Source organism: Streptomyces fuscigenes, assembly GCF_021556455.1.
Taxonomy (GTDB): domain Bacteria; phylum Actinomycetota; class Actinomycetes; order Streptomycetales; family Streptomycetaceae; genus Streptomyces; species Streptomyces fuscigenes.
This window is the reverse complement of sequence record NZ_JAKGCV010000524.1, coordinates 1-3,480: the sequence shown is the minus strand read 5'-3', so window position 1 is coordinate 3,480 and position 3,480 is coordinate 1. Positions and strand designations below refer to the sequence as shown.

Genomic DNA, 3,480 nt, shown 5'->3' with positions numbered 1-3,480 from the left:
CGCGGCGCGGGGCCGCCCGGCGGAGGCCGTCCGGCGACATGGCGCGGCCGTCCGGGCGCGCTCTTCCCGCCCCGGGGCCCGGCGCGTACAGTCGTGGATCTTGCGCCCCGCCCGGCGCCCCGCGCCCGGACGCCCCCGCAGCACCGCACCCGGAGGTCGAGAGCCGATGACGTCGCACCTGCGCAGCGCCCAGTGGTACGGCGGCGACGACCGCGACGGCTACATCCACCGCGCCTGGATGCGCAGGGGGCTGCCGTCCGACGCGTTCTCCGGCCGGCCGCACATCGCCATCGCCAACACCGCCTCCGACCTCACCCCCTGCAACGCGCACCTCGACGAGGTCGCCTCGTCGGTCCGCGACGGTGTCCACGAGGCCGGCGGCATCCCGCTCAACCTGCCCGTCGTCTCCCTCGGCGAGACGCTCCTGCGCCCCACCGCGATGCTGTGGCGGAACATGGCCGCCATGGCCACGGAGGAGATGCTGCGCGGCAACCCCGTCGACGGCGTGGTGCTCCTCGGCGGCTGCGACAAGACCATCCCGTCCCTGCTGATGGCGGCCGCCTCCGTGGACCTGCCCGCCGTCGTGGTCCCCGGCGGCCCCATGCTCACCGGCACGTTCCGCGGGAAGGCCCTCGGCTGCGGCACCGACGTCTGGCGGCTCAGCGAGGAGGTGCGCGGCGGGACGCTCGGCCGTGAGGACTTCATCCGGTCCGAGTCCGCGATGATCCGCAGCCGCGGCCACTGCAACACCATGGGCACCGCCTCCACCATGGGGCTGCTCGCCGAGGCGCTCGGCACGGTCGTGCCCGGCATCGCGGGCACCCCCGCCCCCGACAGCCGGCTGCTGGAGTCCGCGCACGCCACCGGGAAGCTCGCCGTCGAACTCGTGCGCGAGGACCGCACGCCCAGCTCGGTGCTGACGCGCGCCTCCTTCCACAACGCGATCGTGGCCCTGGCCGCCATCGGCGGCTCCACGAACGCGGTCGTGCACCTCCTCGCGATCGCCGGGCGCCTCGGCGTCGCCCTCACGCTCGACGACTTCGACCGCATCGGCTCCCGCGTCCCCCTCCTCGTCGACCTCCAGCCCGCCGGGCGCTTCCTCATGGACGACCTGCACCGCGCGGGCGGCCTGCTCGCCGTGCTCAGGGAGGTGCGCGACCTGCTCGACCCGAGCGCGCTCACCGTCACCGGCCGCCCGCTCGTGGACCACCTGGACGACGCGCGGATCTGGGACCGCGAGGTCATCCGGCCCCGCGAGGAACCGCTGCGGGAGGCCGCCGGCATCGCCGTGCTGCGCGGCAACCTCGCGCCCGACGGCGCGATCGTCAAACCGGCCGCTGCCTCCCCGCACCTGCTGCACCACCGCGGGCGCGCCGTCGTCTTCGACAGCATCGAGGACTTCCACGCCCGCGTCGACGACCCGGACCTCGACGTGGACGCCGATTCGGTGCTCGTCCTGCGCGGCTGCGGCCCCAAGGGCTATCCGGGCATGCCTGAGGTGTCCAACATGCCGCTGCCCAAGAAGCTGCTGGCCGAGGGCGTGCGGGACATGGTGCGGGTGTGCGACGGGCGGATGAGCGGGACCGCGTACGGCACCGTCGTCCTGCACGTCGCGCCGGAGGCCGCGGCGGGCGGGCCGCTCGCCCTGGTGCGCACGGGGGACGTCGTCGAACTGGACGTCGAGGGCCGGACGCTGACCCTCGACGTGCCGCAGGACGAACTCGCCGCCCGCACGCCCGACCGGGCGACCACGGACGCGTACGCCGCGCCGGCCCGCGGCTGGGAGCGGCTCTACATCGACCACGTCTCCGGCGCCGACACCGGCGCCGACCTCGACTTCCTGACGGGCTCGTCGGGGCGCGGGGTGGGCCGGGAGTCCCACTGAGCGGCGCGGCGGCCGGCCCGCCCGGACGCCCCCCGACGGCGGGCCTCCTGACGGGCCGGCCGCCCCGCGGCGGGTCGCCGCGCCCTTCGCGTCCCCTGGGCGCGGCTCGCCCGTGCGGCCGGGCGGCCCCTGTGCCGCCTTCCGGCTCCGGCGTCGCCGGCAGGCCGTACGATCGGACGCATGATCGAGACGGAACGCCTGGTGATACGCCCCCTGACGTGCGCGGACACGGACGCGTTCGTCGCGCTGCACGCGGACGACCGGGTCAACCGGTTCGTCGGCTCCTACACCCGGGAGCGCGCGCAGGAGCGCCTGGCCGGCATCGAGAAGCAGTGGGCGGAGCGCGGGCACGGCCTGTGCGCGGTGGAGCTGAAGGACGGCGGCGCGTTCGTCGGCCGCACCGGCCTCCAGTACTGGGAGCAGTTCGACGAGACCGAGCTGGGCTGGACGTTCGCCGCCGAGGTCTGGGGCCGGGGGTACGCGACGGAGGCCGCGCGCGCCTGCCTGGACTGGGCCTGGGACACCCTGCCCGTCCCGTACGTCACGGCCATGATCCGGCACGGCAACACGCCCTCTGTACGGGTCGCCGAGCGGCTCGGCTTCGCCCCCCTGCGCGAGGACGATCTGTACGGCGCCCCGGTGACGGTGCACGGCCTGAACCGGCCCCTGGGCTGACCGACCCACCCACCCGCCCGCTCGGTCGCCCGCCGGCCCGGGCGCGACACGCCGGTACGCCCCGGAGCCCTCTCACGCCCCGGGCCGCGCCGCGACACGCCGTCAGGTACCGGCCGCGTGGTACGTCAACGCCCGCGACCGGCTTGCCGTGTGACAGGTTGGAGGGCGTGAGCGAGAACGTGATGGCCTGGATCGTCGAGGGCACGTGGCCGGCCTGTGTCGACGCCGTACGCGCCCACGCGCCCGACGGCGCGTCAGTGACCCTGCTGCACGTGAGCGATGCGGAGGTGCCCGGCATCGCGCACGGGGCGTTCGCGGGGCTCCTCGGCCGGGGACGGGCGAGCCACGACCCCGGCAGGGAACTGGAGGACCTGGAGGCCGCGTCGGCCGCGGAACTCCTGGAGGAGGCGGCGGCGAGACTCGGCCTGCCCTGCGAGCGGCGCGCCCTGACGGGACGGGTGGAGCGCGAGGTCGTGGCGGCGGCGGGCGACGCGGACCTGCTGGTCGTCGCGCGCGACGGTGACCGGGAGCGGCTCGGCCCGCACAGCCTCGGGCCGACGAGCCGGTTCGTCGTCGACCACGCGCCCTGCCAGGTCCTGCTCGTCTGGCCGGAGCACGTCCCGGACCTCACGACCATCCCGCCGGAGCCGCCGGGACACCCGGAGCCGCCGGAACACCCGGGACCGGCGCGACACCCCGGGCCGCCGGGAGCGCCGCCGCACCGCCCCTGACCTCCCGGGGCCGCGGGCGGGGCCGCGCACCCGGACCCGTGGCTCCGCGCGTCCTCCGAGAGGCGGCAGGCCGCGCCCGCCGCGCGTCGGCGCGCCGCACAGCCGAGGGAAGCCGCCGTCCCGACACGAGCGCGGCGCGGGGGTCTTGAGGCGAGGTCACGCGGCGTGTCGTGTCGCTGTGCCGCGCAC

3 protein-coding genes are annotated in these 3,480 nt (G+C 76.4%); all 3 read left to right on the top strand.

Translation table 11 applies throughout. From position 1 onward, the window contains the following. The first annotated feature begins 166 nt into the window (after nt 1-166). The 3 genes from L1885_RS25695 (at nt 167) to L1885_RS25685 (ending at nt 3,291) form a co-directional block, all read left to right on the top strand. Complete coding sequence (locus L1885_RS25695; RefSeq protein ID WP_235799554.1) at nt 167-1,885, top strand: IlvD/Edd family dehydratase; 1,719 nt, start codon at nt 167-169, stop codon at nt 1,883-1,885. 180 nt (nt 1,886-2,065) lie between these two features. After that, nucleotides 2,066-2,560 carry a GNAT family N-acetyltransferase gene (locus tag L1885_RS25690; protein WP_235799553.1) on the top strand — a complete coding sequence of 165 codons (495 nt, stop codon included), beginning with the start codon at nt 2,066-2,068 and terminating at the stop codon, nt 2,558-2,560. 167 nt (nt 2,561-2,727) lie between these two features. Beyond that, entirely contained in the window at nt 2,728-3,291 is a 564-nt protein-coding gene (locus tag L1885_RS25685) for a universal stress protein (RefSeq protein WP_308117401.1), read from the top strand. Nucleotides 3,292-3,480: the final 189 nt, after the last annotated feature.

What these genes read in the sequence shown, in the direction of transcription:
- L1885_RS25690 (WP_235799553.1), top strand. Translation starts at nt 2,066, where the DNA reads ATGATCGAGACGGAACGCCTGGTGATACGCCCCCTGACGTGCGCGGAC.
- L1885_RS25695 (WP_235799554.1), top strand. Translation starts at nt 167, where the DNA reads ATGACGTCGCACCTGCGCAGCGCCCAGTGGTACGGCGGCGACGACCGC.